This window comes from Bacteriovorax stolpii (assembly GCF_002872415.1).
GTDB lineage: Bacteria > Bdellovibrionota > Bacteriovoracia > Bacteriovoracales > Bacteriovoracaceae > Bacteriovorax > Bacteriovorax stolpii.
The window spans coordinates 2,075,565-2,096,562 of record NZ_CP025704.1 but is presented as its reverse complement, the minus strand read 5'-3'; the positions used below and the strand labels follow the sequence as shown (position 1 = coordinate 2,096,562).

Below are 20,998 nucleotides of genomic sequence, written 5' to 3'. Positions count from 1 at the left end.
ATAAAGAAGTTTTAGTTTTGCTTAACCCTGAATGTAAATTCAATGCCCTTTTATATGTAATTTTTACTAACTTTAGAAGACTTAATTGTTCTTTGACAATTTGGTTGCTAAACCGTGCTAACGAAAATTGTATACCGTGGGGGAATTACAACATGAAGACTTCTAATTTAACTAAGACCGCTCTAGCAGTAGTTGTTGTTGCTCAACTTCTATCAGTAGAAGCATTTGCTGGAACAGTAAAGGTAACGAACCTAACTACCAACAAAATGGCGATCCAGGACCCGTACTTCCAGTTAAGCAAGCCAAGCATTACTGAAGTCACAGAAGAAGAGGCGTTGGAATTCATTAACGATGCAACTCTTGGACTAACTGTAAAGAACGTAACAGTTCCAAACATTCCACCAAGACCACCTGAAGAAAAAGGTGTGGTTAGCCCTGGAACAAATAAAGGGCTGGCGGCCGTAGCTGCTGATGGAACAACACCAACTCCGAAGTCTGGAGTTCTTGATGGTGTTATCATGGTTATCGACAAGCTAATCGCCATCGGACAAAAAATCATCCCGACAATTGAAAAAGGAAAAGCGGTTGTAACAAACAACCCAATGGCAGCAGTTTCTGTTCTTCCAAGACTAGACTCTAAGGACACAGCTGTTCACGACATGGGTGGATGGTCAATTCCAGTAACTAAGCACTACAAAATCTCTTACACTAACGGATTTAACTCTGAAGTAGTGGCCTTCGTTTACAGCATCACGTTCCAACACGGTGGACAGTTCGAAGGAAAAGGTAAATACCTTACAGGAATTAGAGCATCTGCTAGAAATATCTCTGTCGCTTGGGGATTTGACCTAGATGCAAGTTCTCAGCTAATCGCAATCTCAAACGTTGGAACTCCGGCAAACGTAGTCGCTGGTGCAACAGTTGAAATGTCTTACACAGTAAAGAACTGGACTAAGACGCTTACAACAAACACATCGTTCTTTGTTGCTGGTGACGGAAGATTATACAGACTTGATTAATTAACCCACAATTTATCTAACTCTTAAAAGGGCCTGCATTTTTGCGGGCCTTTTTTTTGATCTTGTTCTTTTTTTCGTTGTCATGGGATATTGTTTGAAGTATCGAACAATTGTTGAAATAGACATCCATGTATACAAACAAAGGAATTATATCATGTTTAAAAGCCTTATCTGCCTGGTTTTACTAGGTTCTTTTTCGGCCGTGTCGGCCCAAAGTCTGGAAGAAGCTCAAACAAAGAGCATTTCAGGGTACTCAAAACTCGTCTACAAAACTTATTCTGACTCGCTAAAGACAGCGATCACTTTAAAAGAAGACATCGCTAACTTTGTTAAAAATCCAAGTGTGATGACAATGGAAGTGGCAAAGAACTCTTGGAAGCTAGCGCGCGCTCCATACGGACAGAGTGAAGTTTTCCGTTTCTACAATGGTCCCATTGACCGCGATGGTGGTCCTGAAGGTTTATTAAACGCATGGCCGCTTGATGAAGCGTATATCGACTACGTTGTGGGAGCACCAAACGCAGGGATCATCAATAATTTGAGCGAATACCCAGTGATCAATAAAGAACTTCTTGAGTCTCTTAATGAGCTTGATGGAGAAAAAAACATCTCTACTGGTTACCACGCGATTGAATTTCTTCTATGGGGTCAAGACCTTTATGTTGATGGCCCGGGAAGAAGATCATACGAAGACTACGTTAAAGGCAAAGGTCTAAACGCTGAAAGAAGAGCGGCTTATCTTTTAATCGCAGCTGATTTATTAGTTGATCACCTCCAAGGCTTAGTTGATGAGTGGGCGCCAAACAAGGCGAACTTCAGAGCTGAGTTTGAATCACAAAAACAAACAAGCACACTTAAAGACATCCTTTCAGGAATCATCTACATGACTGGAGATGAACTCTCTGGAGAAAGAATGTACGTGGCCTACGAAACAATGGGGCAAGAAGACGAGCACTCGTGTTTTTCTGATATGACCCACATGGATATTCAGTGGAACTTCTGGGGTGTTGAAAACGTTTTAAGAGAAACAAAAATGTTAGAGCTTACTCCTCTTAAAAATACTGAACTAGCTAAAAGAGTCAAAGCTCGCATGGCAAAGGTTCACAAAATGTTAGCTGAACTTCCTGCTCCATTTGACCAGGCGATTCTTTCAGAAACATCTAGACCGCTTATCTTAGCTGCTATTGAAGAAATGGAAGTTCTTGCTAAGGATCTAGTGGAAGTCTCAGAAGCACTTAACGCTAAAGTAGATTTTTAATATGCACGTACTTCTTTATCTTCTTCTTTCAATGTCTGCTTTTGCGAACGAAGAGTTCCCGGCGGGTGCCGGGAGCACTTCGGATTTATCTGTGGGGGCCTTTAGTCATCCGTTAAGTGGCGCCCGCGGACAAGAGCGCAGAGATTTTGTTTTAGGTAACAGCTTCTTCCAGTCAGTCTGGGTGACATCACCATCTTCAACTCCTATTAGAGACGGCCTTGGTCCAACTTACAACGCGACTTCATGTACGGCCTGTCACTTTAAAGATGGACGTGGAAGAGGCCTTCCAGATCAGGATGGCAAAGTGGATATTTCTCTCTTATTTAGATTGAGAGTGAAAAATGCTGATGGATCGGTGAGCGAACCAGAAAATTACGGAGGGCAATTTAACCCGCAAGGGATTGCCGGAGTTCCAGGTGAAGGAGACGCTTTCGTCAACTTCGAAACGGTGACTGGCAAATTTAGTGATGGAGAGGTTTATGAATTAAAAAAACCTCGCTATACATTTATCAATCTTGCGTTTGGAGCTTTTCCAAAAAACACTATTTTCTCTCCCCGAGTTGGCCCGCAAATGAGCGGTCTTGGATTGATTGAGAATATTAAAGAAGAAGATATTTTAAAGCAGGCAGACCCGGATGATTTAGACGGGGACGGCATTTCGGGAAGACCGAATATGGTTTACTCCATCGTTGAAAGAAAGAAGATGCTTGGCCGCTTTGGTTGGAAAGCAGGAAAGGCGAGCTTGCTAGAACAAAACGCTGCTGCTTTTCACGGCGATATCGGAATCACCAGCTATCTTCATCCAGAAGAGGACTGCCCTTTAGTTCAGATTGACTGCGCTAAAAAAAGAACACAAGACGATATTTCTCCGGATCTTTTAGGGAAGGTGACCATTTACACTCAGCTTTTATCTGTTCCAGTTAAAAGAGATGTAGGTTCAAAGTCAGTGGAAAATGGCAAAGCTCTTTTTATGAAGATGAACTGCCAGAGCTGTCACACTCCAAGTTATGTGACAGGGACCAATTCAGAGTTTGAAATTTTAAACAACCAGACAATCTATCCATACTCGGATTTTCTTCTTCATGACATGGGCGATGAACTTGCCGATGATGTTGGCGCATACAAAAATGAAGAAGACGCCGGAACACGCGAATGGAGAACACCACCTCTTTGGGGGTTGGGTCTTGTTCAAGTGGTGAACGGTCACACTCGCTTAATGCATGATGGGAGAGCAAGAGACTTTAATGAAGCAATCCTATGGCATGGAGGAGAGGCCCAAAAATCAAGACATAAATATTTAAATCTAACGAAAAAAGAGCGCGACGATGTCGTGGCCTTCTTAAAAAGTTTATAGGGGATTTTATGAAATTATTTTTAGTATTAGCGATGCTCTCGACAACTGCCATGGCAGAAACATTTAAGCTTCCAGCTGGGATCACTTTTCGCGCTAAAGGTGTGGGTTATGATTGTGGTGAATTTTTCACTGATTATAGGCCAGCTCCAAAAAAATACGCTGACCAAAAAATCACTTTTCTTCAGTTAGCTGCTGATAAAGACCTGAACACTTTTTTAGTGGAAGGGACATTCCCGGGAACTGACGGTGGACTTTGTACATTTGGACTTTTTTTAAATCGCTCGCGCGATACAAAGTCGATGGAAATTGACCACACTGAAGTTGTCTCAACAGGATCAGTTGAAGCTTGTACTGAAACAAAGAACTGGATTGACTACAACATGAGTTCAATGAAGTACTACGCTTCAAAAAGAGGGATTCGCTTCATTGCTTTTGAAGTCATGAATGAAGAAAATGATGTTTGTCCAAACAATACAGTGAGAGCGGTTTTCGATAGAAGATAATTAAAGGCCGAAGCGCTTAAAAAACTTCATAATCATCGCACTCGCATCCGGACCTTTCGGCTCATTGTACGGAAGGTCTGGAACTCCACCGCTCCAACCGTGAGAGAGATTGTTGATCATGTAGCGCTCGATAAAAATATCTTTATCTGAATTCGTGGTTGTATATAGAGTGTAGCCGTACGTTTTTGTATCCGGAACGCTCTTCACATTTTTTTCCAGGAAGTAAGAGTTATCTCTGATTCCGTTATCCAAAAAATCATTAAAAATTTTAAATTCAGTTTCAACCTGGAAAGCATGAATGGGGCTCATTAAAGGTGAGTTCATCCCGTGGAAAATGATAATCGGCATGACCTTTGGTCGTTGTCCTACAAAAAGTGAACAATTGTTTCCGTAGAAGCCCGCAACTGAGGCCGGAACATTCGCTCCACTTAAAACAACTTCCGCAAAATCCATTCCCATGTAAGATGAATAAAATTGTGAACCATCATGAGAGGCCAGTGCTTTAAATCTTTCCGGGTAACAATTTCCTAAAATATTAACCATGGAAGCCCCGGCACTCATGCCGGCAGCAAAAACTCTTTCTTTATCGGCGTCGTATTTTTCAATGACTGCATCGAGCATCTCGACAATGACTTGCGCTTCACCTGCGCGAGCGTTGTTGGCCGGCATGATCCAGTTCCAACATTTAAAAGAGTTGTAAGCGATATTTTGTTCAGGAAAAAGAGCGATGAATTTTTCTTTGTCGGCCCACTTTTCGATACGCGAGCCCTTTGCAAAGTCGGCCGCATTCTGCTGGCAGCCGTGAAGCATGACAACAATTGCAGGCTTTACTCTCGAAGAAAGTGTATCTGGGACATAAATTTTATAATTTCTTGCCCCGTAGATTCCTTGATATTTATCAGTGGTCCACGTACCCGCAAGAGCGAATGAAATTGAACAAATGTTTAATACTACGAGGAGATAAAGTCTTTTTAGTGTCATAGGGCGCCTTTATAGAGCAATTGTGAAAGATTTTGTAGCCTAATGCGTAGGTGTTAGACAAAGTAAGTTTAAAAAAAGTTCTAAATATCGGCTTTTTCATGGCCCGTCTGATCTTGACAGTTTCGTTGTGGCGCGCGAATTTTCACGTGCAAATTATTTTTCCTTTTGTTTTTCATTAGAGGACCCCTATATGAAATTATCAAAAATCACTCGAGATTTTGGCGATGTCGCATTTTATACAGAAGGCACAGGTCCATTCCTGTTAGGCCTTTCTGGTTTTACATGTAGCCATTACAATTTTATTGATTTAGTTCCCGAACTAAAAAAACATTTTACAGTTGTTTTGATCGATAACCGTGCAACTGGAAAATCTTCTGGTACATCACAAGACTATTTGATGAAGGATCTTGCAGAAGATGCTCTCGCTGTGATGGATTCTCTAGGAGCAAAAACTTTTGGACTAATGGGAATTTCAATGGGTGGCTTTATCGCTCAGGAAGTTGTTCGTTTAGCTCCTGAGAGAGTGAGTGCACTTTCATTAATGTGCACGACATCTGGGCCTCCAACTTTTGATCATCCAAAAAAATTAACAGAAGCTGATCTTCGCGCTTCGGCCCTATGGCCTGCGAAAGATTACGCGGAATTTATGACTCGTTTTACGACTCATGAATCACTGGAAAAAAATCATCCGGAAATTTTCCAGAGGATTATCAATTTCCGCATGGAAAACCCAATGGATCTGGAAGAAAAAATCCGTCAGAATAAAGCGGCGGTTACATTCTTAGAAACTCCTTACGACCTATCGGCCATCAAGTGCCCGACATACGCTCTGGCCGGAGCTGGTGACAGGTTTGTAAGCCCGGAGTCTCCTGCCATTTTTAAAACAAAAATTCCTCACGCAGAAGTTGAACTTATTCCTGAAACAGATCACTACTTTTTCATGGAGAAGCCGACTTTGGTAGGTGAAAAACTAAATAACTTTTTTAAAGGAAAGCTTTCATGACATTCATCAATCTAAAAAAAGCGGCAGTCTGGCTTCCAGAAGGTTTTGAAGATGCAGCTCACATCGCTCGTGAATCAGGAGTGCCTGAGCATGTTGTTTCTCAAAAAATGGGAATCGTAAGAAAGTGCCGTGCAGATAGAAATACTCACCCGGGTGATATGGCCGTGAACGCTGCCAGAAAAGTTTTAAAAGGCATTGATCCGCTTTCAATCGATATGGTGATCTGGACAGGTTCAGAATACAAAGACTACATCGTGTGGACGGCAGGGATTTATGTTCAAAGAGAGCTGGGATTAAAAAATGCCCGCGCTTTTGATATCTCGGCGAGATGTTCAAATAAAATCCTAGGTCTTCATTTAGCTAAATCGCTTATGCTGACGGATAAAAAAATCAACCGCGTTCTTCTTTGTGGAGGTCACAAAACGGGTGATTTAGTTAACTACAAAGACGCTAACACAAGATTCTTATACAACCTTGCTGACGGTGGATCGGCGATTCTTCTTGAGAAGAGTGATGTGGCCGAAAACCCATTGCTAGACTCTTCAATTATCACAGACGGGGATTTCACAACGGATGTTATCGTTCCAGGTGGTGGAACAAGACATCCATGGAAAGAGGGAATTGATGTGAGCATGAGCTACCTTCAAGTTCCAGACGTTGACGGGATGAGAGAGAGACTTGAAAAAAGATCGATCACAAACTTCCTGCAAGTTATCCGTGAAGCTTCAAACAATGAACTAAAAAAACCAATCGATTATCTAGCGATTCTTCACATGAAGAAATCGGCCCACGATGCGATTTTAGAACCAATGGAACTTAAACAAGAGCAATCAATTTACCTGGATCACTACGGGCACTTCGGAGCTCCTGATCAGGTGCTTTCTTTGGGGTTAGCAGAAAAACGCGGGAAGCTTAAAAAAGGTGACCACGTCGTTCTGGCGAGTGCGGGGATTGGTTATATGTGGTCGGCGATGTCACTTCGTTGGGACACAAATACTTTTGATACAAATGAACTACAAGATTTAGGATAAAAGGAGATAAAAATGAAAGGATTAAACAACAAAAGAGTTTTCATTACAGGTGCAGCTTCAGGAATTGGTCGTGCGACAGCTGAGAGATTTTACGCTGAAGGATCAGAACTGGTTCTAGTAGATATGCCAACACTTGAGCAATCGGAGCTTAGTGCACTTTTTCCAAATAAAATGACTTATATCTCTGGAGACGTAACAAAAGCGGAAACTCTAGATGCTATCAAAGCTGAAATGGCAAAAGGCGTAGACGTTCTAATTAACAACGCTGGTATCACAAAAGATGCAACTCTTCTAAAGATGACAGACGATCAGTGGGACGCAGTGATCGCAGTTAACTTAACTTCAATTTTTAAGCTTTCAAAAGCTGCTGCTGAAGTGATGAAAGCTGCTGGAAAAGGTGGATCAATCATTCACGCTGCTTCAGTTGTTGCTCACTACGGAAACTTTGGACAAACAAACTACTCAGCAACGAAAGCTGGTGTGATCGCTATGGCAAAGACTATGGCAAAAGAGCTTGGAAAAGATAAAATCCGCGTAAACGCGGTTGCTCCAGGATTCATCGCGACTCCAATGGTTAAGAAAATGCCTGAGAAAGTTCTAGCGATGATGGAAGAAAAAGCCTCTCTTAGAAGATTAGGTGAGCCAGCTGATATCGCAGCGGCTTACGCTTTCTTAGCTTCTGATGATGCTTCATACATCACGGGAACATGTCTAAACGTTGATGGTGGTACAATATTAGGCTAGAACTTTACTCACTTTTAGAAGGGCAAAAAGCGAAAGACTCTGATCCAACATTAGTTTTGGTCAACGGTCTTTTTGCAGACACCACATCGTTTGATGGGGCGTGCTTCTATCTACGTGAAAAGTTTCAATACCTAAGATATGATTGCAGAGGGCAGGGGAAATCACCCAAGCCTGATTCGATTTATCACTTAGAAGATCATGTAATGGACCTGCGCGGACTTCTCGAAGATCATAAGCTTGGAAAAATTTTACTCATCGGTTTAAGTAACGGTGCTCGTATCGCAATGGAGTATGCAAGACGATACCCAACAGATGTTGTTGGTGTGGTCGCTTGTGACACCTTTGATATCCCGACACCAATGATTAAAGCCAAACTTGGCAGTTGGCTTATGGCCCACGAAACAGGTGGACCTCTTCATCGTTTTGATATCGCTACCCCATGGATATGGGGCGAAGATATTTTTAATGAAAAGAGTGAGTTGTTTCTAAGCTACCGCGAGCGCGCTGGCACCATTGAAAGTCATGTGGTTTCCAATCTCCTGTTGGGGGCCATGCAGACTGACATCGATATCTCTGAGATCAATTGCCCGATGCTTTTTGTGGCCGGAAAAGAAGATCTCCTGACTCCGCCGTTTCTGCATGAAAAGATGCAGGCAAAAGCAAAAAACGCGGAATTTAAAATGGCCCAAGGCGGGCACGCAGGTCTCATTGAAAGACCAGCTATAATGGAAAAACAAATTCTTCCTTGGATTGAGAAAATAGTATGAGTCATTGGATTGATTTTTTAGAAAAAAACGCTCACGTTTACGACGATAAAGTGGCCATCATTGACCAGGAAACAAATCGTCGCCTGACATATGCTGAGTTAAACCGCGAAGTGGATCAGTGGGCCGCTGTGCTTTCTCATCATGGCGTATCTAAAGATGACCCTATTGCTTTTTTGAATACGACGAACTGTCTTCTTCACGTGACACTTATGCTTGCGTGCTCGAAGATCGGAGCGTTTTTTGTTCCTCTGAATTTTCGTCTTTCAAATCCAGAAATTGAAAATGTGGTGAAGGCCTTAGGTCCAAAACTTTATGTCGGCGTGGGAGAAAAAGTTCTCAACGTTGATGTGCCTTATTTAGATACAAAACAAGTCAATCTTAACGAGTACACATCTTACCCTGAAAATAAATCCACACTCGATGACACTATCCTGATGCTCTATACATCGGGCTCAACAGGTGTGCCGAAAGGGGTTATGTTTCATGGGAATATGCTTTTAACCAATCAGATTGAAACGTGTAAGGGATGGGGGCTAACTCCTGATGATATCACGCTGGTTGAAACTCCGTTCTTCCACACTGGTGGATACAACGTTTTACTTCTCCCACTTTTATACTTGGGTGGAACGGCGATTCTTGCCCAATCTTTTAATCCAGACAATGTTTTTAACTGTATCGAAAAAGAGAAGGTCTCGGTGTACTTTGGTGTGCCGACGATGTTTCAAATGTTATTGGAAAAGCCGCGTTTTAACGAATGTGATTTTTCTTCAATTCGCTTTTTTGTCTCTGGTGGGGCCGCTTGTTCGATTCCAATGATTGAAGAGTATCAAAAGAAAGGACTGATGTTTAAGCAGGGATTTGGTCTTACTGAAGTTGGGCCAAATTGTTTTCTTCTCGATGAAAAAGACGCCATTAAAAAAGCGGGATCAATTGGAAGACCTATGCCTCACTCGCGAGTGCGTGTCATCAATAAAGAAGGAAAAGATGTGGCGGCCAATGAAGCAGGAGAGCTGCTTTTAGCTGGCCCTCATGTGTGCGTTGGTTATTATAAAAATCCAAAGGCCTTTGAAGAGACTTTCAAAGACAACTATTTCTATACTGGAGATCTTGTTCGTTTTGATAATGACGGGTTTTTCTACGTGGTAGGAAGAATCAAAGATATGTATATCTCTGGTGGTGAAAACGTTTACCCAGGTGAAGTTGAAAAACAAATCACGACCCATCCAAAAATTTCTGAAGCAGTAGTGGTCTCAGTTCCCAATGAAAAATGGGGCGAAGTAGGCTTTGCGTTTTTAAAGACTGATGGAGAGAATTTATCTTCTGAAACTCTGCGCGAGTATTTAAACCCATTACTTTCAAGATACAAACACCCGCAGCATGTTTACTGTATGAAGGAATTTCCGCTTTTACCTAACGGCAAAGTCGATAGAAAAGAGCTGAAGAAAAAAGCGCTGGAATTAGTGTAAAAACTATTTTCTGTTAGCTTTAACTTTTACAGGCACGCGAGATTTATTAAGGTTTGTTTTTGAAACAAACACCATCATCACTAAGCTTGTAGCTAAAACAAAAACTGTTGCGTCCATAAAGCTCATAAAAATCTCCCAAAGATGGGGTCAAAACATCTGACCGGTAAACTTCTTATCGGGTTCTTTTTAAACTACTTTAGTCGAGCAGCTTCCTCGGTTAATTTGGCAAACAGCGCATCCTCATCCTCCGGGCGAAGTCTCAGATTCCATTCACCTTTAGGGTAAAGCACGCTGGCGATCCCAGATTCGCATTCACCCAGGCAAGTTGAGGCGGATACGCGTACTTCACTCTTTGAAAAACATTCGCGGGCGCGGTTTTTGAGGTTTTTTCTCATGGCCACGGCCTCTTCGGGAGAGCTTTCTGTGCCATCGGGACGGTTGTATGTGCAGCTGGTGCAAACAAATAAATGGGCCTTTAATTTACTCATAAAATCCTCTTTGCACTGATCGGTAATTTCTCGCCCAGTGTTTTCTTCTGACTATATTATAGCTATCATTAGAGAGAAACAATTTCATTTTTTTAAGAGGTAACCATGGGACTGGGGCAGAGACAAAAAGCTCTAGAGATCAATCTTAATAGCAAAATTTACGGAACCTTCGCCGAGATCGGTGCAGGTCAGGAAGTGGCACGCCATTTTTTCCGCGCTGGTGGTGCGGCCGGGACGATTGCTAAAAGTATTTCTGCTTATGACATGACTATGAGTGATGCCATTTACGGCAGAGAAAAAACCGGCCGTTATGTTTGTGAAGAGCGTTTACAAAAAATGCTCGACACTGAATATGAAACACTAGTGTCGCGTTTAGAAAATGTGAGAACAACAGAGACCACTTACTTTGCTTTTGCCAACACTGTATCGGCAAAATCATTTAAGGGGACAGGTGAGAACCACGGCTGGATTGGAGTGAAATTCCAACATGAGCCAAAAGCAGAACCTTCTCAAGTGATCATGCACGTAAGCATGCTTGATGCTGAAAACGTTCAACAGCAAGAGGCCTTAGGTTATATCGGTGTGAACTTAATCTATGCGGCTTATTATTTAGCTCAAAATAGTGAAGAGTTTATCGCAAGCTTGATGGACAGTTTAACGACATCGAGAATTAAGATCGACATGATCAGTGCCAAAGGTGCTGCTTTTCACGGCATCGACAGCCGTCTGTTATGTCTTGAACTGGTTAAGAGCAAGCTTTGTGAAGCCGTTATTTTTGATGAAAACGGAAACGTGCTTCAGGCCTCTGAAGTTCTTTATAAAAAGAACGTGCTGGTTGTGCGCGGAGGTTATAGACCACCAACTAATTTAAGTTTAGACATGCTGGAGTGTGGGCTTAGAAAATTCAGGGCCTCACTGGATAAGAGTGAGCAGGAAAACATAATCGTGATTCCAGAAATCAGTATGTCACTTTTACTTGACCGCGGTACTGTGGATAACGAAGACTTCCTGGCCCGTGTGGACCTGTTGTCCTCTTTGGGGCAGAAGGTTTTAATTTCTAATTCAGAGTCTTACAGTGACCTGAACATGTTCTTTACAAAATACGCTAAGAAAAAAATCGGATTTGTGATGGCCTCATATAATCTTGAAGAAATCTTAAATAAGAGCAAGTACGACGGTAACCGATGTGGTTTGGGTTTAGTCGGATCAATCGGGAGATTGTTGGAGCCAAATACAAGGCTTTATATTTATCCTGCACGCGATGAAGAAAATAGTGAGATCCAGACTATTGAGTCTATGCAGGTTAGTGACGATATGACGTTTCTTTTAATGTATTTAAAAGAAAATCATCTGATTGAGGATATTGAGGACTACAATCCTGAAGTGATCTCAATCTGGTCAAGAAGAGTGTTAAAAATGATCCAGGATGGGACAGAGGGTTGGGAGAAATTCGTTCCAGCTTCGGTTGCCAAGACTGTTAAAAAGAAATGTTTATTTGGAGCAAAGTGTGACATTTAAAAAAGTATTATTAGTTTGTGCAGTATTATCCATTTCACCTAAGGCTTTTTCATGGGGAAAAACAGGACATCGAATTGTCGCTGAAATCGCCCAGAGAAACTTAAATACAGATGCTCAAAAAGGTGTGAAAGATCTCTTAGGTGTTGAAGATCTTTCTCGAGTAGCGACTTTTTCTGATGAGATCAGGTCAAATAAAGCTTTCGATTACACAGCTCCATGGCACTACGCCAGCATTCCTACAGGGAAAACGTATTTCGATCAAAAGCGCTCTAAAGACGGCGACGTGATCGAAGGACTTTTTCGCATGGAAGAAACTTTAAGAGACCCAAAAAAATCAAAAGAAGATAAGGCCTTTGCTCTTAAATTCATGGTGCACATGATGGGAGATCTTCACCAGCCGCTTCATGTGGGGATTGCTGAAGACCGCGGAGGAAACACTGTACGCCTGAGATGGTTTAAAGGTGAGACAAATCTGCATGCTATCTGGGATGAGAGCATTGTGGATTTCGAACAACTCTCTTACACAGAGTACTCGACTTATTTAAATCATTTCACAAGCGATGAGAAAAAAGACTACAGCAAAGGGACATTCTTAGACTGGGCCAAAGAGTCACAGGATCTAAGAGGGTTAGTTTATGACACTGGTGGAAGTGAGAATTTAACTTACGAGTACCACTTTAGAATGAAGCCCACAATGGAGCTTCGTTTACGTCAGGCCGGAATCAGACTTGCAAGTCTTCTCAACAGCATCTTTAAAAATGAGAAGCTTCCAAAAGAATATGAAGCATTAAGACAAAAAGTGAAGGATAACATTTAAGGTCAGGTGAAAAATTATGAGCGCTCCTCTTGAAAAGAAAATGCAAAGAGATGTTTTAATTTGTGATGATGACAAAGCTATTTGTGAAATTCTAAGAGAGTATTGCGAGCACATGGGATGTTTTAAAAATATCGTGTTTGCTCACGATGGAATTACGGCGACTCAAAAACTGCGCAATCAAAAATTTGCTTTAATCTGTCTGGATATCAGCATGCCGAAAAAAACAGGTTATGACCTAATCGGTGAATTCGATGCTAACAGCATCAACAGTAAGGACAATATTCTGGTGGTGTCAGGGACTTTGGAAAAAGACCTGATCGCTAAAATCATCCAGGGCGGAGTGAAGAACTTCATGGTTAAGCCTTTTGATGAAAAACAGTTCCAGGAAAAAGTTTTAAGAATTTTAGGTGCTCAAAAATAAGGATGTTTTTATGTCTAAAGAGTCCATCAGACTAAATCCTGGAGACTATCTTCTGCGCGAAGGTGAAGAGAGTACAGAAATGTATTATCTTCAGTCTGGAACTCTTTCCGTCTTTAAAAGAAAAGGCGATAAAGAACACCAGATCGGCTCGATCATTTCAGGAGAGCTGGTTGGTGAGATGTCCTTTTTAGACAAACATCCACGTTCTGCATCGGTTAAGGCCGTCACAGAATGCGTTCTTGTTATTGTTCCTCATGAGAAGCTGGAAGCGACTCTTAACGGGCTTCCTAAGTGGTTTACGGCGCTACTACACACGCTCTTAGACCGTTTAAGAAAGGCCAACGCCAGAATTAAGATCTAAGTTAAAAAGTAATTTTGAAATTGCGTTCGATGCTTTCTTTTTCTTTGATTGGGAAGGGATTGTTTTCCACTGAAAGGTGGTGAAGGTTTTTTAGTTCTTTCAGTTTAAGTGGCAGTTCATTAAGTTTATTATTTTCTAAATTTAAGCGCCTTAGTTTCTGTAGGCGATAAAGACTATAAGGGATTTCTTCGATTCGATTGTTCCCTAAATCCAGGTAGTGAAGATTAGGAATCTCGTTAAAAAAGTTTTCTAACGATTTCGCACTTAAGTTGTTTCTTCCTAAGATAAGCTCTTTTAAATGAGACCTGCTTTTTAGTTCAGGAAGTTCTGATAAACGATTATTTTTCAGGCTCAAATACTGAAGCACAGGAAGCTCGAAAACTTCTTTGGGAATTATGGCAATCTTAGTGGAGATCAGGCTGAGTTTTTTTAGTTTTTTAAGGATACTGATATCTTCGGGGAAGTAAGTGAAATTTCCGCCGATAATCTCGAGCTCTGTTAAGTCCCAGAGGTTTAAAACCTCAATAGGAAAGCGCGATTCATTTTCATCGCACTTTATAACTAAACGCTGAGAGCTTCGCGATTCAAACATCAATTACAAATCCTGAATATACTTGTTGTGAGCATCAACTAAAATACATTTTGGGGTAATGGCCCTGTCACTTAAAGCGTAACTGAAAATGATAACTTCTTCACCTTTTTTTATTAAGAGAGCAGCTGCACCATTGATGCAAACCATTCCCGAGCCACGCGGTCCAGAGATCACGTAGGTTTCTAAGCGGTTTCCTGACGTGTTGCTTACCACTGTGACTTTCTGTCCTGGCCATAGATCAATGCGATCCAGAAGGTCCTGATCGATAGTGATAGATCCGATATAAGATAGGTCAGCCTCTGTCACAGTCGCTTTATGAATTTTACTTTGTAATAGTTCTCTTAACATTGATGTCTCTTTCTCTTAATTGCTGTTTGGTCCCGGAATACCCAGGAAGTATAAAATTGAAGTCATTGGCCCGTGTGAAAGATGTTGTTGGGCTTCTTTTCTCACTACGTCTTTAGCGTGGAAAGCAATCCCCAAACCTGCTGTCGCCAGCATCGGAAGATCGTTGGCCCCATCTCCAATAGCTACGACTTGTTCTAGTGAAATATTTTCTTGTTGAGCGATTAGTTTTACTAAGATCGCTTTTTGGTTAGCGTTGACGATGGTCCCTGTCACGTTACCAGTAAGAACCCCATCTTTTGCTTCAAGTTCATTGGCAAAAGAGTAGTCTAGTCCCAGTTTCTTTTTTAAAGCGTCGGCAAAGAAAGTAAATCCCCCGGAGATGAGTGCAACTTTGTATCCCAGGATTTTAATTGTTTTAATAAATTCTTCTACGCCTGGAGTAAGTGGAAGATTTTCTAAAACTTCCTGCATACGAGAGACTTCAAGACCTTTTAGTTTTGAAACGCGAAGGCGCAGAGACTCATCGAAATCAATTTCACCATTCATCGCTCTGTGAGTGATCTCTTTAACTTCAGAACCCACACCACAAAGCTCTGCCAGCTCGTCGATAACTTCTGCTTGAATCAGCGTCGAGTCCATATCAAAGACGATCATGCGCTTATTTCTTCTAAAGACGTTGTCTTTTAAGAAAGCGACATCGATTTTGTGGTTGGTAGAAACTTGCATCAGTTCGGCCTTCAAGGCCTTGCTGTCGAGAGTTTTTGGGATCGAAGTTGAAATCTCCATTGAAGAGAATTCCTTCGGGCTTACTTTATCAATGCGCTCGATGTTGATTTTATAGTTGGCGAGGATTTGGGCCAAATCAGCAACAAAACTCGCTGTCACTTTTTGGGGAGACACGCACGTTACGATAAATTTTTCGCCTTCCATTTCCGGAGTCACGACTTGTTTATCAACGACTTTGTAAGAAAGAGAAAGCCCCATCAGGTTGGCATCAAAGAGCAGGTCCTTAAGCACGTTACCGCTATGGTTATTTTCGTTTCCGTTAAAGCCCAATACGAAACTTAGAGAAAGAAGCCCGTGGGTTACGGCCTGTCCCATGTCGAGAACGTCGACATTGTACTGGCTGATGATTCTCATTAAGCGCGCCGTGATCCCGGGACCATCTGGTCCACTAACAGTAACAAGAATAGTTTTTCCATTAAGTAGTTGGTTCACTCGCATCCTCTATGTTTTTTTTGCGTTTTTTCTCTTTTCTAATTTTTTGGATTTTACCTACCAGACCCAATGAATATTCAACGGCTGAGTAAAGTGAAAATATTGAAGCTAAATAAATAAGAATCGTCCCGATTAACGGCATATCGATTCCCCATGGGACATCGTAGGCCATAAGCAGGGGAACACCCACCATTTGTGTAGCGGTTTTCCATTTACCTAAAGCACCAACTGGAACACTTAATCCTTTTTCAATGGCCAGCAGGCGAAGGGCGGTGATGTACATCTCGCGCAGAACGAGAATGAGAACAACTAAAACATTCACTCGGTTCATCGCTAAAAGCATGATCAGTGCAGAGATCACCAGAAATTTATCAGCAATTGGGTCTAAAAAAGAGCCAAAAACAGTCACGATATTTTTTCTTCTGGCGATAAAGCCATCAAGGAAATCTGTGATTGAAGCTGCGACGAACGTCCAGGCGGCAACATAGTTGAGAAGTTTTGTATGCTGACGTGCCCACTCGTAGTTGACCAGCACGGAAAACATAGAGAAAACAATAATAGGGATCAGAATCACCCTGAACATAGTTAAGCGATTTGGAAGGTTATCTATTTCCCACTCGTTACTCATTTTTTTCCTTCTTATAATAAATGTAACTCTATTTTAACCTAAGAGTAGTGAAGCTTACTAGGAGAAAAAATTGGAAAGACACTTAAGTTTAATTAAAACCGATTACCAGGAACTGGAAAAAAGAGTTTTTCCTCGTTTTCCCTTTGGTTTTATGATTTTTAAAGAAGCTTCGGGCGCTAAAATGGTGTTTGAAGTTAAAGATATTTCACTTACAGGGATGCAACTATCTTTCAAAGACGGAACTCATGATTATAAAGTGGGCTCAAAAATCGAAGGTGAGCTGCACTGGAGAGGAATCAATGTTTCTATCAAGGCGAGAATTCAATGGGTGCGCGAAGCTTCATTGGGACTAGCGTTTGATTCGAGCATCAGTTTTGAAGAAAAAATGCGCTCATTTTTATCTTTCGACAACATTGTTTCGCATATTAAACCACTTCATAAAACCGACATGTCTATCGACCTGCCAAACAACCTGATGTTCTGGCTAAAGGCCGATGGTGTTCTTGATCTTTATGTCTGGGAGCACGCGAGTGCCGGGATTTCGCGCTTTCAAATTCTTATGATGGAGCATTTCATCGAGTGGGAAGAAGGTGTGGGCCTAAAAACAGGTCGAGTTATGACTCAAAGAGACCTGGACACTCCGCTGTCATTGGAAGATGAGTTTGTTTTCCAGATCGACGACTCAGTTGTGGCAGAAAAAATCGAAATGGCCTTAGGCGTTGTGAGAAAAATCTCTGACGATCACCTGCCAACAGACGCTAAAGAATTTCTAATCTATAAACTTGGCGGATAAACCAAGAAAAGTCACCTAGCACATAGGTGACTTTTTCTTTCCTAACTCCCAGAACCCTTTTATAATCAAAGGGCATTTACCTCTTTTATTAAAAATTGGAGTTCAATCAATGAATCGTAACCTTGCTTTGGAATTTGTCCGTGTAACTGAAATGGCCGCTATCGCTTCTGCCCGTCTAATGGGTCGTGGAGATGAAAAAGCTGCAGACCAGGCCGCTGTTGATGCCATGAGAGCAATGCTTGATTCTGTTGAATGTGATGCCATTGTTGTTATCGGTGAAGGCGAGCGCGATGAAGCTCCCATGCTTTACATCGGTGAAAAAGTTGGAACAGGAAAAGGGGCTGAGCTAGAAATCGCTCTTGATCCACTTGAAGGAACGACAGTGTGTGCGACTGGTGGTTACAACTCAATTTCAGTAATGGCCATTGCTGAAAAAGGAAACTTCCTACACGCACCAGACACTTATATGAAAAAAATTGCTTGCGGACGCGAAGGAAAAGGGCTGATTGATATCAATGAATCACCAAAAGAAAATCTACGCCGTCTTGCTGAAGCAAAAAAATGCCGTATCGCCGATCTAACAGCTATTGTTTTAGATCGTCCTCGCCATAAAGAACTTATCCAGGAAATCAGAGACGCTGGTGCTCGTATCCAGTTAATCGGAGACGGTGACGTCTCTGCGGCGATCGCGTGTTGTGATCCAAACTCTGGAGTGGATATCCTTTTTGGTATCGGTGGAGCACCAGAAGGTGTTTTAGCGGCAGCAGCGATGAGATGTATGGGCGGAGACTTCCAGGGAATCCTTCAGTGGAGAAACGACGAAGAAAAAGGCCGCGCTAAAAAAATGGGAATCACTGATTTGAACAAAGTTTTCAAACTAGACGATCTTGCACGCGGAAACGTTATGTTTGTTGCGACTGGAGTCACAACAGGGAACTTCCTTCAAGGTGTAAAATTCAAGTCATGGGGAGCAATCACTCACTCAATCGTTATGAGATCAAGCTCTGGAACGATCAGACACATTGAAGCTGAACACCACTTTGATACAAAACCTCGTTATTAATTTACTGACTAATATTTTACGGAGAAAATGTTATGGCAAGTGCCTCTAGAACTGAAGTTGTCGATGTGGATATCAACAAGCTTTATGACGTTATCGTCGATTATGCAAAATACCCTGATTTCGTTGATGGCGTAAGCTCAACAAAAGTTTTAAGTCAGAATGAAACAAGCGCGAAAGTTGAATACTCTGTAAATTTAATTAAGAGCTTCAAATACACTTTAGCGACAACTCAATCTCGTCCGACTAAAGTTTCATGGGTTTTAGAATCAGGTGACCTTTTCAAAAAGAACGATGGTAACTGGACTCTAAAAGACCTGGGCAACGGGAAAACTGAAGTGACTTACACTTTAGAAGTTGATTTCAAAATGTTTGCACCAAACGCAATTCTTTCTGCTCTAACAGAAAAGAACCTGCCAGTGATGATGCAGTCATTTTTTAAGCGCGCTAAATCTGTTTAAGACTAAGGAGCGAGTGTTATGAGTGATAAAGAAAATAAAGGCTCACCTATCGAAGGCATTATTAAAAAAGTAGTGTCGGTTGGTGTTGGTGCTGCATTCATGACGGAAGAGTCGGTTAAGAAAATTTTAGAAGATCTTCCTCTGCCAAAAGAAATCCTCTCTGGGCTTGTCCAGAATGCCAAAGGCGCTAAAGAAGATTTCACCAATGGGATCAGAGAAGAAATTAAAAATTATCTTTCGAAAGTAGACGCTTCAAAAATTGCCACTGATATTTTAGACCGCTACGACGTTGAGGTTGAAGCGAAGTTTAAATTCAAAAAGAAAAATGATCAAAACTGATTTAGACCAAAGGCTCCGCTCATTAAAAGCGGAGCTTGGTTCTTCAATTCTTGTCGCTGTTTCTAAGTATTCACCAATTGATGATGTGGCCATGGCCTATGAGTTGGGGCAAATGGATTTTGGTGAAAACCGCGTGCAAGACCTGGAAGAAAAAGCAGCTGCTTTTGCCACTCGAGGGCTTAAAGACGTTCGCTGGCACTTCATCGGAAACCTGCAATCCAACAAAGTCAAAGAGCTTTTAAAAATCCCCAATCTTTGGAGTATTCATTCTGTGAGTTCAAAAAAACTCGTGGAAGAAATCATTAAAAGAGAAGGAGAGTTTAAAGGGGAAGAGTTAAAACTTTTTTTCCAGCTCAACACTTCTCATGAAGACGAGAAGTCGGGATTCGATACAGTGGAAGAGATGCTTGAGAGTATGCTTTTTTTAAAAAAGCATGGAGGCCCAAAACTGGTGATCCATGGGCTCATGACTATGGGGTCTGTGCGATCAGAAGACTTTGAAGCCGCTGCTTTAAAATGCTTTGGCGATTTAAAAAATGCCCGCGAGCTGGCCCAAAAAGAGCTGGGGCTTTCGGATTTAAAGCTCTCCATGGGGATGAGCCAGGATTATAAAATGGCCCTAAGGGAAGGAGCGGACTACATTCGCGTGGGCTCTGCTATCTTCAAATAGGCCGATTTTCCTCATGTTTTTAGTGTTTTAGACCCTCAAAACCTATAATATTTTCATGACTTAAGCGCCCTTAACCAAATCCTGATATATCTAAAAATCAGATACAGTAGCTATGGCTTTTCTATGAGGAGAAAACGAAGGGCCTTGCTATAGTGCAAGAAACGAAATTTGAGAGGGATTTATGAGAAAGGTACCAGAGCTTAGTCTTTTAAGTTATGTTCACGGGACACAAAACGACAAAGTAAAGTTTGTTAATGATATCTTCGGCGGTCTTAAAGACTACGGATTCATTATTCTAAAAGACCACACAGTTGAGCAAAAGAAAATTGACCGCGCTTATGAGCTGGTAAAAGAATTCTTTGATCTTCCTCTTGAAACAAAAATTAAATACAAAGGAAACAACGGCGGACAACGCGGATACACTCCTTTTAAAACAGAACACGCTAAAGACAACAAGAACCCGGACCTAAAAGAGTTCTGGCACGTTGGGCGTGAACTGGCAGCAACAAGTGCATACAAAGGTGTTTACCCTGAAAACGTCTGGCCAACAGAAGTTGCTGAACTTAAAAAGACATTCATCGAGCTTTACGAAGCAATGGATGCAACGTCGGTCACTCTTCTTGAGGCAATCGGAAAGGGTCTTGATGTACCAAGTGATTATTTCTCAAATATGATTCACGACGGGAACTCAATCATTCGTATGATTCATTACCCGCCTACAAAAGGACAAGATACAAAGAACTCAATCAGAGCAGCAGCTCACGAAGATATCAACCTTATCACGATGCTGGTTGGAGCGACTGATTCAGGACTTCAACTTCTTGAGCGCGATGGAACTTGGTTAGACGTAGAGTCTCGCCCAGGTGAAATCGTCGTTGATACAGGGGATATGATGTCGAGAATTACAAACAATGTTCTTCCTTCGACAACTCACAGAGTAATCAACCCATCTGATGACGGGTCTGCAAGATTCTCTATGCCATTCTTCGTTCACCCACACTCGAATGCAATTTTAAAATGCATTCCTTCTTGTGAGAGTGCTGGTGGAAGAACTCCACAGCCGGAAATTACTGCAGGAGAATTCTTAACTCAGAGATTGAGAGAGATTGGACTTATAAAGTAAATAACAAGGCCTCGCAAGAGGCCTTGTTTATTTGT

The 20,998-nt window shown here is 41.7% G+C and carries 26 protein-coding genes; 19 read left to right on the top strand and 7 right to left on the bottom strand.

Annotation, left to right across the window (positions count from 1 at the left end; genetic code table 11):
- The first annotated feature begins 152 nt into the window (after positions 1 to 152).
- The 4 genes from C0V70_RS10275 (at position 153) to C0V70_RS10260 (ending at position 4,134) form a co-directional block, all read left to right on the top strand.
- Positions 153 to 1,019 (top strand): hypothetical protein, encoded by an 867-nt coding sequence (locus C0V70_RS10275; RefSeq protein ID WP_102243775.1) that lies wholly within the window; start codon positions 153 to 155, stop codon positions 1,017 to 1,019.
- 154 nt (positions 1,020 to 1,173) lie between these two features.
- Positions 1,174 to 2,277 (top strand): imelysin family protein, encoded by a 1,104-nt coding sequence (locus C0V70_RS10270; protein ID WP_158649645.1) that lies wholly within the window; start codon positions 1,174 to 1,176, stop codon positions 2,275 to 2,277.
- A gap of 1 nt (position 2,278) precedes the next feature.
- A complete protein-coding gene (locus C0V70_RS10265) occupies positions 2,279 to 3,631 on the top strand; it encodes a di-heme oxidoreductase family protein (RefSeq protein WP_102243773.1) in 1,353 nt (450 codons plus the stop codon).
- 8 nt (positions 3,632 to 3,639) lie between these two features.
- Positions 3,640 to 4,134 (top strand): hypothetical protein, encoded by a 495-nt coding sequence (locus tag C0V70_RS10260; protein ID WP_102243772.1) that lies wholly within the window; start codon positions 3,640 to 3,642, stop codon positions 4,132 to 4,134.
- On the opposite strand, the gene C0V70_RS10255 is transcribed toward C0V70_RS10260, so the two are convergent.
- Positions 4,135 to 5,115 carry an extracellular catalytic domain type 1 short-chain-length polyhydroxyalkanoate depolymerase gene (locus tag C0V70_RS10255; RefSeq protein ID WP_102243771.1) on the bottom strand — a complete coding sequence of 327 codons (981 nt, stop codon included), beginning with the start codon at positions 5,113 to 5,115 and terminating at the stop codon, positions 4,135 to 4,137.
- A gap of 190 nt (positions 5,116 to 5,305) precedes the next feature.
- Between C0V70_RS10255 and C0V70_RS10250 the strand changes: the two genes are divergently transcribed.
- From C0V70_RS10250 to C0V70_RS10230, 5 genes are read left to right on the top strand one after another with little or no spacing between them, the layout of a single operon-like run.
- Entirely contained in the window at positions 5,306 to 6,118 is an 813-nt protein-coding gene (locus C0V70_RS10250) for an alpha/beta fold hydrolase (RefSeq protein ID WP_102243770.1), read from the top strand.
- Positions 6,115 to 7,149 (top strand): 3-oxoacyl-ACP synthase, encoded by a 1,035-nt coding sequence (locus tag C0V70_RS10245; protein WP_102243769.1) that lies wholly within the window; start codon positions 6,115 to 6,117, stop codon positions 7,147 to 7,149. Before C0V70_RS10250 ends, C0V70_RS10245 begins: the two co-directional genes overlap by 4 nt.
- 12 nt (positions 7,150 to 7,161) lie before the next feature.
- Entirely contained in the window at positions 7,162 to 7,893 is a 732-nt protein-coding gene (locus C0V70_RS10240; RefSeq protein ID WP_102243768.1) for an SDR family oxidoreductase, read from the top strand.
- Positions 7,884 to 8,660: an alpha/beta fold hydrolase gene (locus C0V70_RS10235; RefSeq protein ID WP_102243767.1), complete on the top strand. Its 777-nt coding sequence runs from the start codon at positions 7,884 to 7,886 to the stop codon at positions 8,658 to 8,660. The genes C0V70_RS10240 and C0V70_RS10235 overlap by 10 nt, the downstream gene beginning before the upstream one ends.
- Complete coding sequence (locus C0V70_RS10230) at positions 8,657 to 10,126, top strand: class I adenylate-forming enzyme family protein (RefSeq protein WP_102243766.1); 1,470 nt, start codon at positions 8,657 to 8,659, stop codon at positions 10,124 to 10,126. Before C0V70_RS10235 ends, C0V70_RS10230 begins: the two co-directional genes overlap by 4 nt.
- 3 nt (positions 10,127 to 10,129) lie before the next feature.
- On the opposite strand, the gene C0V70_RS19285 is transcribed toward C0V70_RS10230, so the two are convergent.
- Both C0V70_RS19285 and C0V70_RS10225 read right to left on the bottom strand, forming a co-directional pair.
- Positions 10,130 to 10,252, bottom strand: coding sequence for a hypothetical protein (locus tag C0V70_RS19285; protein ID WP_272868937.1), 123 nt, complete (start codon positions 10,250 to 10,252; stop codon positions 10,130 to 10,132).
- A gap of 65 nt (positions 10,253 to 10,317) precedes the next feature.
- Complete coding sequence (locus tag C0V70_RS10225) at positions 10,318 to 10,614, bottom strand: (2Fe-2S) ferredoxin domain-containing protein (RefSeq protein WP_102243765.1); 297 nt, start codon at positions 10,612 to 10,614, stop codon at positions 10,318 to 10,320.
- Between the two features lie 105 nt (positions 10,615 to 10,719).
- Here C0V70_RS10225 and C0V70_RS10220 point away from each other — a divergent pair, with 105 nt between their 5' ends.
- The 4 genes from C0V70_RS10220 to C0V70_RS10205 are packed head-to-tail and all read left to right on the top strand — an operon-like array spanning position 10,720 to position 13,731.
- The gene (locus C0V70_RS10220; protein ID WP_102243764.1) at positions 10,720 to 12,132 is read left to right on the top strand and encodes a nicotinate-nucleotide adenylyltransferase; all 1,413 of its coding nucleotides are present in this window, start codon (positions 10,720 to 10,722) and stop codon (positions 12,130 to 12,132) included.
- A complete protein-coding gene (locus C0V70_RS10215; protein WP_158649643.1) occupies positions 12,122 to 12,949 on the top strand; it encodes a S1/P1 nuclease in 828 nt (275 codons plus the stop codon). Before C0V70_RS10220 ends, C0V70_RS10215 begins: the two co-directional genes overlap by 11 nt.
- Positions 12,950 to 12,965: 16 nt before the next feature.
- Entirely contained in the window at positions 12,966 to 13,370 is a 405-nt protein-coding gene (locus C0V70_RS10210) for a response regulator (protein WP_102243762.1), read from the top strand.
- Between the two features lie 10 nt (positions 13,371 to 13,380).
- A complete protein-coding gene (locus C0V70_RS10205; protein WP_102243761.1) occupies positions 13,381 to 13,731 on the top strand; it encodes a Crp/Fnr family transcriptional regulator in 351 nt (116 codons plus the stop codon).
- A gap of 1 nt (position 13,732) precedes the next feature.
- On the opposite strand, the gene C0V70_RS10200 is transcribed toward C0V70_RS10205, so the two are convergent.
- The 4 genes from C0V70_RS10200 to pgsA are packed head-to-tail and all read right to left on the bottom strand — an operon-like array spanning position 13,733 to position 16,517.
- The gene (locus C0V70_RS10200) at positions 13,733 to 14,323 is read right to left on the bottom strand and encodes a leucine-rich repeat domain-containing protein (RefSeq protein ID WP_102243760.1); all 591 of its coding nucleotides are present in this window, start codon (positions 14,321 to 14,323) and stop codon (positions 13,733 to 13,735) included.
- 3 nt (positions 14,324 to 14,326) lie between these two features.
- Positions 14,327 to 14,671, bottom strand: a complete 345-nt coding sequence (gene panD / locus C0V70_RS10195) for an aspartate 1-decarboxylase (protein ID WP_102243759.1) — start codon at positions 14,669 to 14,671, stop codon at positions 14,327 to 14,329.
- A gap of 15 nt (positions 14,672 to 14,686) precedes the next feature.
- Positions 14,687 to 15,889, bottom strand: coding sequence for a phosphoserine phosphatase SerB (gene serB, locus C0V70_RS10190; protein ID WP_158649642.1), 1,203 nt, complete (start codon positions 15,887 to 15,889; stop codon positions 14,687 to 14,689).
- Complete coding sequence (pgsA, locus tag C0V70_RS10185) at positions 15,873 to 16,517, bottom strand: CDP-diacylglycerol--glycerol-3-phosphate 3-phosphatidyltransferase (RefSeq protein ID WP_102243757.1); 645 nt, start codon at positions 16,515 to 16,517, stop codon at positions 15,873 to 15,875. Before pgsA ends, serB begins: the two co-directional genes overlap by 17 nt.
- A gap of 70 nt (positions 16,518 to 16,587) precedes the next feature.
- On the opposite strand from pgsA, the gene C0V70_RS10180 reads away from it, so the two are divergent.
- From C0V70_RS10180 to C0V70_RS10155, 6 genes are all read left to right on the top strand, one after another.
- Positions 16,588 to 17,310 carry a PilZ domain-containing protein gene (locus tag C0V70_RS10180; RefSeq protein WP_102243756.1) on the top strand — a complete coding sequence of 241 codons (723 nt, stop codon included), beginning with the start codon at positions 16,588 to 16,590 and terminating at the stop codon, positions 17,308 to 17,310.
- 109 nt (positions 17,311 to 17,419) lie between these two features.
- On the top strand, positions 17,420 to 18,373 hold the full coding sequence (gene glpX, locus C0V70_RS10175; protein WP_102243755.1) for a class II fructose-bisphosphatase: 954 nt from the start codon (positions 17,420 to 17,422) through the stop codon (positions 18,371 to 18,373).
- A gap of 32 nt (positions 18,374 to 18,405) precedes the next feature.
- Entirely contained in the window at positions 18,406 to 18,831 is a 426-nt protein-coding gene (locus C0V70_RS10170) for a type II toxin-antitoxin system RatA family toxin (RefSeq protein WP_102243754.1), read from the top strand.
- 18 nt (positions 18,832 to 18,849) lie between these two features.
- Positions 18,850 to 19,170: a hypothetical protein gene (locus C0V70_RS10165; RefSeq protein WP_102243753.1), complete on the top strand. Its 321-nt coding sequence runs from the start codon at positions 18,850 to 18,852 to the stop codon at positions 19,168 to 19,170.
- Complete coding sequence (locus C0V70_RS10160; protein ID WP_102243752.1) at positions 19,157 to 19,840, top strand: YggS family pyridoxal phosphate-dependent enzyme; 684 nt, start codon at positions 19,157 to 19,159, stop codon at positions 19,838 to 19,840. Before C0V70_RS10165 ends, C0V70_RS10160 begins: the two co-directional genes overlap by 14 nt.
- Before the next feature lie 181 nt (positions 19,841 to 20,021).
- On the top strand, positions 20,022 to 20,963 hold the full coding sequence (locus C0V70_RS10155) for an isopenicillin N synthase family dioxygenase (protein WP_102243751.1): 942 nt from the start codon (positions 20,022 to 20,024) through the stop codon (positions 20,961 to 20,963).
- The last annotated feature ends 35 nt before the right edge of the window (positions 20,964 to 20,998 follow it).

Excerpts from the sequence above, each read along its gene's own strand:
- panD (WP_102243759.1), bottom strand. The coding sequence starts at position 14,671 with ATGTTAAGAGAACTATTACAAAGTAAAATTCATAAAGCGACTGTGACA.
- C0V70_RS10205 (WP_102243761.1), top strand. The coding sequence starts at position 13,381 with ATGTCTAAAGAGTCCATCAGACTAAATCCTGGAGACTATCTTCTGCGC.
- C0V70_RS10170 (WP_102243754.1), top strand. The coding sequence starts at position 18,406 with ATGGCAAGTGCCTCTAGAACTGAAGTTGTCGATGTGGATATCAACAAG.
- C0V70_RS10240 (WP_102243768.1), top strand. The coding sequence starts at position 7,162 with ATGAAAGGATTAAACAACAAAAGAGTTTTCATTACAGGTGCAGCTTCA.
- C0V70_RS10155 (WP_102243751.1), top strand. The coding sequence starts at position 20,022 with ATGAGAAAGGTACCAGAGCTTAGTCTTTTAAGTTATGTTCACGGGACA.
- C0V70_RS10165 (WP_102243753.1), top strand. The coding sequence starts at position 18,850 with ATGAGTGATAAAGAAAATAAAGGCTCACCTATCGAAGGCATTATTAAA.
- C0V70_RS10230 (WP_102243766.1), top strand. The coding sequence starts at position 8,657 with ATGAGTCATTGGATTGATTTTTTAGAAAAAAACGCTCACGTTTACGAC.
- C0V70_RS10265 (WP_102243773.1), top strand. The coding sequence starts at position 2,279 with ATGCACGTACTTCTTTATCTTCTTCTTTCAATGTCTGCTTTTGCGAAC.
- C0V70_RS10245 (WP_102243769.1), top strand. The coding sequence starts at position 6,115 with ATGACATTCATCAATCTAAAAAAAGCGGCAGTCTGGCTTCCAGAAGGT.
- C0V70_RS10160 (WP_102243752.1), top strand. The coding sequence starts at position 19,157 with ATGATCAAAACTGATTTAGACCAAAGGCTCCGCTCATTAAAAGCGGAG.
- C0V70_RS10210 (WP_102243762.1), top strand. The coding sequence starts at position 12,966 with ATGAGCGCTCCTCTTGAAAAGAAAATGCAAAGAGATGTTTTAATTTGT.
- C0V70_RS19285 (WP_272868937.1), bottom strand. The coding sequence starts at position 10,252 with ATGAGCTTTATGGACGCAACAGTTTTTGTTTTAGCTACAAGCTTAGTG.
- C0V70_RS10260 (WP_102243772.1), top strand. The coding sequence starts at position 3,640 with ATGAAATTATTTTTAGTATTAGCGATGCTCTCGACAACTGCCATGGCA.
- C0V70_RS10225 (WP_102243765.1), bottom strand. The coding sequence starts at position 10,614 with ATGAGTAAATTAAAGGCCCATTTATTTGTTTGCACCAGCTGCACATAC.
- C0V70_RS10270 (WP_158649645.1), top strand. The coding sequence starts at position 1,174 with ATGTTTAAAAGCCTTATCTGCCTGGTTTTACTAGGTTCTTTTTCGGCC.
- pgsA (WP_102243757.1), bottom strand. The coding sequence starts at position 16,517 with ATGAGTAACGAGTGGGAAATAGATAACCTTCCAAATCGCTTAACTATG.
- C0V70_RS10275 (WP_102243775.1), top strand. The coding sequence starts at position 153 with ATGAAGACTTCTAATTTAACTAAGACCGCTCTAGCAGTAGTTGTTGTT.
- C0V70_RS10250 (WP_102243770.1), top strand. The coding sequence starts at position 5,306 with ATGAAATTATCAAAAATCACTCGAGATTTTGGCGATGTCGCATTTTAT.
- C0V70_RS10200 (WP_102243760.1), bottom strand. The coding sequence starts at position 14,323 with ATGTTTGAATCGCGAAGCTCTCAGCGTTTAGTTATAAAGTGCGATGAA.
- glpX (WP_102243755.1), top strand. The coding sequence starts at position 17,420 with ATGAATCGTAACCTTGCTTTGGAATTTGTCCGTGTAACTGAAATGGCC.
- C0V70_RS10255 (WP_102243771.1), bottom strand. The coding sequence starts at position 5,115 with ATGACACTAAAAAGACTTTATCTCCTCGTAGTATTAAACATTTGTTCA.
- C0V70_RS10220 (WP_102243764.1), top strand. The coding sequence starts at position 10,720 with ATGGGACTGGGGCAGAGACAAAAAGCTCTAGAGATCAATCTTAATAGC.